Origin of the sequence: Bernardetia sp. (assembly GCF_020630935.1) — a bacterium.
Lineage (GTDB): Bacteria > Bacteroidota > Bacteroidia > Cytophagales > Bernardetiaceae > Bernardetia.
Genome location: NZ_JAHDIG010000122.1, coordinates 1 through 5,714 on the forward strand (window position 1 = coordinate 1; position 5,714 = coordinate 5,714).

Sequence of the window (5,714 nt, forward strand, 5' to 3'; positions counted from 1 at the left end):
AAAACTTTATTTTTTAACCTCCAAATTTTATTGCTAAAAATTTTGAAGTTTTTTTCAACACGCTCTAAAGAATGTGCTGCGTTTCCCCGTTTGGGAGGGCAAAAGTACAAACTATTTATAGAAATGCAAACATTTTCGAAGAAATAAAGAAACTTTTTTGAAACACAAAACGTTTGCGAAAGCCAAAAAAATAAGTAACCTTTTGATTATCAAAAACTTACGTAAAAATATAATTTATGAGAAATATAAAATAATATTCAAAACTCAGTAATAGATAGTATCTTTTAAAAAAGAGCCAATAAAAAAAGCCCAATAAAATATTGGGTTTTTCTATTGAAATTTCAGAAAATAAACTATTAGTTATTTCTACGAGGTGGTCTTGAGCTTCTTCTATCTCCTCTTCCATTCCCTCCTCTATCATTACTTCTGTCACGAGGTGGACGTTCTTGGAAGCCTTCTGGCTTTGGTAATAAGACTTTTCTTGACAAACGGAACTTCCCACTGCGTGGATCAACTTCCATTAGTTTTACTTGTATTTCCTCATTTTCCTCTAAAACACCTTCCATAGATGGCAAACGTTCCCAAGTAATCTCAGAAATATGGAGTAAACCTTCTTTTCCTCTCATAAACTCTACAAATGCACCAAAATCAGTTATTTTCTTTACTGTACCTGTGTAAACTTTCCCTTCTTCTGGTTCGCTGACAATTTCAGTAACAATATTTTTAGCTCGCTCTAGTTTTTGCTTGTCTGTAGCAAAGATAGAAACACGTCCTGCATCATTAACTTCTTCTATGGTAATCGTTGCTCCTGTTTCACGCTGAATCTCTTGTACGATTTTTCCACCTGGTCCGATTACAGCACCAATCATATCACGAGGAATAATAATCTGATGGATACGTGGAGCGTGGTCTTTCATTTCTTCACGAGCTGTAGAAATAGTTTTACTCATCTCTCCTAAGATATGCATACGACCTTCTTTGGCTTGTAATAATGCTTTGTGTAAAACTTCATAAGAAAGTCCATCAATTTTGATGTCCATTTGATAGGCTGTTATTCCTTCAGCTGTCCCTGTGAGCTTAAAGTCCATATCTCCCAAGTGGTCTTCGTCTCCCAAAATATCAGAGAGAATAGCGAACTTACCTGTTTCGCTATCTGAAATCATCCCCATTGCAATTCCAGATACTGGCGACTTTAGGTTTACACCAGCATCCATAAGTGCAAGCGAACCTGCACACACCGTAGCCATAGAAGAAGAACCATTTGATTCTAAAATATCAGAAACTACACGAACTGTGTAAGGATTATCTTCATAAGAAGGCAAGACATTTTTTAAGGCACGCATTGCCAAGTTTCCATGTCCGACTTCACGACGACCTGGTCCTCGGTTAGGGCGAGCTTCGCCAGTTGAGAAAGCAGGGAAGTTATAATGTAAAATAAAACGGTTGTAACCAGAAGTCATTGCTCCATCAATCATTTGCTCATCTAGTTTTGTTCCTAGTGTAACAGTTGTGAGTGATTGTGTTTCTCCACGAGTAAAAATAGCTGAACCGTGTGCAGCAGGTAAGTAATCAATTTCTGACCAAATAGGACGCACTTCGTTTGTTTTTCTTCCATCTAAGCGTGTGCCTTCATCAAGTACAAAATTACGAGCTGCCTTTTTGTACATTTTATTGAAATAATTACTGATGAGTTTTAGATTTGGCTCTTCGCCCTCTGCTGGCTCTTCTGGAAGCGTATCAAGGTAAGATTGCTTGATTTCTTTGAGAGCATCTTTGCGTTCTGATTTTGAGTTGGAAGTTCCAGCTTTTACAGAATCATAAATAGCTTGATAATAATTTTCATGAAGGAATTTTTCTAATTCTTCATCACCTTCTGGCTGTAAATGCTCACGTTTTTCTGTCGTTCCTGCTGCTTCTGCAAGTTCTCTTTGTAATTGACATTGCAACTTGATAGTTTCGTGTGCTTTTTGAATAGCTTGTAGCAAATCTTCTTCACTAACTTCTTTAGATTCTCCTTCTACCATCATAATATTGTCATAAGTAGCTGCGACAATACACTCCAAACTAGCCTCTTCGATTTGTTCAGGTGTTGGATTGATGATATATTCTTCTCCTAGCTTGATTACACGTACTTCTGACATTGGCTCAAGCATTGGCAAATCTGAAACAGCAATAGCAGCCGAAGCAGCAAAACCAGCCAACGCATCAGGCAAAACTTCCTCATCTGCTGAGATGAGAGAAATCATAATTTGAGTTTCATTATGATAATTATCTGGAAACAAAGGACGAACAGCTCTATCTACTAATCTTGAAATCAAGATTTCGTAATCAGACAATCTTCCTTCACGCTTTAGAAAGCCTCCTGGAATACGTCCTGCTGCTGCAAATTTTTCTTGATAATCTACTGAAAGAGGGAAAAAGTCTGTTCCTTCACGAGCTTCTTTTGCTCCTACTACAGTTGCTAAGAGCATTGTTTTGCCCATTTTTACAACTACTGCACCACTAGCTTGCTTGGCAAGTACGCCAGTTTCTACACTTATTTCTCGTCCGTCGGGGAGAGAAACCGTTTTTACAATCGGATTTGGTTTCATTTACGTTTTTTAGTTTTTGTGTTCATTCGCTACGAAGATACAGTTTTTTTTAGTATTTCAATTTATTTTTTCCAAACCGTAAAATAAACAGAAAACCCTAAAAGCCTTTTACAGACTTTTAGGGTTAGAAAACTTCAAGAATATGACTCTTGGATTACTTACGGATATTCAATTCTTTGATGATAGCACGGTAACGCAATACATCTACCTTAATAAGGTAATCTAATAAGTTACGACGCTTACCTACCAATTTCAAAAGACCCAAACGGCTTGCGTGGTCTTTTTTATTGCTTTTCAAATGCTCTGTAAGGTGATTGATACGGTGTGTGAAAAGAGCGATTTGAGATTCTGCTGAACCTGTGTCTTTTTTGTTTTTTTGAAGACTATTTTTTTCAAAAATTTCTTCTTTTGCTGCTGTGTCTAAATATGCAACTCTTGCCATTTTAATTTATTTTTTTGTGTACGATGTTGTACGTGTTTGATAAACTGCTAAGGTCAATTCTATATCATACCATTTAGCCTTATGTATATATATTATGATTCAGAGCAGATATTGTTTCTGTCTGATTAAATCCAACCTCGGCAATCATCCTTATAATGACTAAATGGAGTGCAAAATTACGCTATCTTTCGAATATTTGCAACTTTTATACACTTTACTTTCCACAACTTTACTCTAATTATCAAACTGCTCCAAGATAATATCACTTATTTCAAAACGAGGAAAATCTCCAGTATTGTTTAAGAGAATAATAGTAATGCCAGATGTAGGTTGTTTGAGAAACATAGTATAAAACCCAAAATCAGTTCCAGGGTGGTAAAGTATTCTACTGTCTTTTGAAGATTTGAAATAATGACTATCAATCATAAAGCCATAACCATAAAAAGCATCCCAGTCTGTATATTCAGCTTGTGGAGTAAAGAGTTTTTCTAAATCAGTAATTTCAATAAACTGTGGATATTTTCCATCTAATACTTTACTCCATTTCAATACATCCTTTGTGGTAGAAGTAATTCCTCCTGCTCCTATCACGTTTTCAATAAAATACGATGGTTCTGGCTTTCCATACATAAATCCTTTTACTATGTTATTTGGCTCTTCTTTACTTCCAAAAAACGTATCGTTCATTTCTAAAGGCGCAAATATTTTTTCTTGGATTACTTTTGAAAAATCTTGATTTGTAATTTTTTCTATAATTCTGGCAAGCAAGACATAATTCGAATTAGAATATTCAAACTTTTGGCTAGGTTCAAACTCTAAACTATCACTACAAAAAAGTTCAACCAATTTCTGTGAAGAATAAGGTTTTTCCATAATCTGAGTAACATAAGCATTCTTTTTTAAATAGTCTGGAATACCACTCTGATGACTAAGAAGCTGTGAAATCGTAATTTGTGGATGCCTATAATTGGATAAAAACGTTCCTACCGAATCTTGAAAACTAATTTTACCTTCTTTTTCTAACTGCAAAATAAGTACGGCTGTAAATGTCTTGCTAAGTGAGCCGAGACGAAATTGAGAATTTTTTGTATTCTGTGTGAGTGGGTTATTATAACTCTTATCCAAGATAATCTCATCTTCGTAAGTGATTAGAGCATTTCCATTGAATAGCCCTTCATTATTATAGAAAGTCAGAAGAGAATCTACTCGTAGTGCCTTGTCTTTAGGAAGTTTATAAAGCCTTTCACTAACTTTTTTCTTTAGGTCGTTGGCTTTATTATTTGCTGCTATAGTTTTAGCAATTTCTGTAAAATCGTCTTCTTGGTTTGGTAACACAATAGTATAGTTTTCCCAAAAGTCTTTATCATAAACAGAATTTTGATGTTCAATTAATCTTCCTTTTCCTAATACTTCCTCTTGGGTAAAAGGTTCTTTTGTTGTGGTATCAATACTTGTGGTAAGGTAATTTAACTTAGTATCTAGGTCAAAATTAAAATGCTGACGATTAGACTGGAAGTTCAATAGAATAGAACTAGAAAGATTATTTAGATAATATGTATTACCAATTTTTTTATAGAAAATTTGATATGTTTCATCTTTGACAGAGATATTAACATCTAAGAGTTTCATTAAAGTTCGTGTAGCTGCATCGCCGTATTTATGATATGCAATACCTTTCGGACTCAAACCAAATTCAAAATATAAGAAAGCAAAATCTTCTTTATCTATAAGCAAATAACCTTTGTAGCCTGCCTTTTTCTCCTCTTTTTGGTCAAAGCTAATTTTAAAAACCTCTTTCCCATCTATCATTTCAGTTCCTTCAAGTTCAAAATCGTGTAATTTCAATCCTTTTTTATTGAGCAAGTCAGTATCTTTTATACTGTTTACAATGTCAAATTCATAGATTCCATTTGGTTTCAGACCTAAATCAATCCCTTTTGAGAGTTTTTCATCTTTGATAGCTCTCATTTTCTCCAATCGGAATTGCCTATCAGGTTTTTCTGTTTTTGAAAGATGTAAATCAAATACAGCTTCAGAAAGATGTACATATTGCCTGTCTTTTTTCGAAACTACTCTATAAAAACCTCTTGTTTTGATAGGGTCAGAATAATAATTTTTAGAAATATTCTCTATTGCTTTCTCTACGAGAAAATCTGCTGTATAACTTTGAACTACCACAGCATCAAGTTTGGTTTCATCTCGCTCCAATTCTATAATAAGATTTCCTTCTTGAGAAAAAAGATGAGGTAAATATATCTTCTTGGTAGAATAACCCATATAAGAGATAAATAACGTATCTTTTTCTTGCTCTTTAGGCACAAGTAACCTAAAACGCCCTTCTGAATTACTTACAGTTCCTAGCTGTGTATTTTGAAAATAAATGTTACAAAACGGCAAAACTTCTTTGGTTTCTTTGTCGATTAGAGTTCCTTCAAAAACAGTAGTTTGAGCAAAGGAAGAGAAATGTAAGATTGAAAGTAGCAGGAAAATGAAATAAGACTTTGTAGAGATAGAACGCATTTTATAGAGAAATCAGATAATGTTAAAGTAGTCTGTGAAAATATTTATGTCTTTACGGTGGTAGAAATGAAAATGCTGCATTACTAAAGTTTAGATAGGATTATTCAAAATATTACGCTACTTTAGTAAAAACTAAATCCATTAAAAATATGATGCTTCAA

Annotated in this window: 3 protein-coding genes; all 3 read right to left on the bottom strand. The window is 34.1% G+C overall.

Features of this window, described 5'->3' with window-relative positions; translation table 11 throughout:
- Positions 1-356: 356 nt before the first annotated feature.
- Positions 357-2,591: a polyribonucleotide nucleotidyltransferase gene (gene pnp, locus QZ659_RS19865; protein WP_291728733.1), complete on the bottom strand. Its 2,235-nt coding sequence runs from the start codon at positions 2,589-2,591 to the stop codon at positions 357-359.
- A gap of 154 nt (positions 2,592-2,745) precedes the next feature.
- Positions 2,746-3,033, bottom strand: coding sequence for a 30S ribosomal protein S15 (rpsO, locus tag QZ659_RS19870; RefSeq protein ID WP_291728735.1), 288 nt, complete (start codon positions 3,031-3,033; stop codon positions 2,746-2,748).
- 234 nt (positions 3,034-3,267) lie between these two features.
- Positions 3,268-5,553 carry a serine hydrolase gene (locus tag QZ659_RS19875; RefSeq protein WP_291728738.1) on the bottom strand — a complete coding sequence of 762 codons (2,286 nt, stop codon included), beginning with the start codon at positions 5,551-5,553 and terminating at the stop codon, positions 3,268-3,270.
- Positions 5,554-5,714 lie beyond the last annotated feature (161 nt).

Excerpts from the sequence above, each read along its gene's own strand:
- pnp (WP_291728733.1), bottom strand. The coding sequence starts at position 2,591 with ATGAAACCAAATCCGATTGTAAAAACGGTTTCTCTCCCCGACGGACGA.
- rpsO (WP_291728735.1), bottom strand. The coding sequence starts at position 3,033 with ATGGCAAGAGTTGCATATTTAGACACAGCAGCAAAAGAAGAAATTTTT.
- QZ659_RS19875 (WP_291728738.1), bottom strand. The coding sequence starts at position 5,553 with ATGCGTTCTATCTCTACAAAGTCTTATTTCATTTTCCTGCTACTTTCA.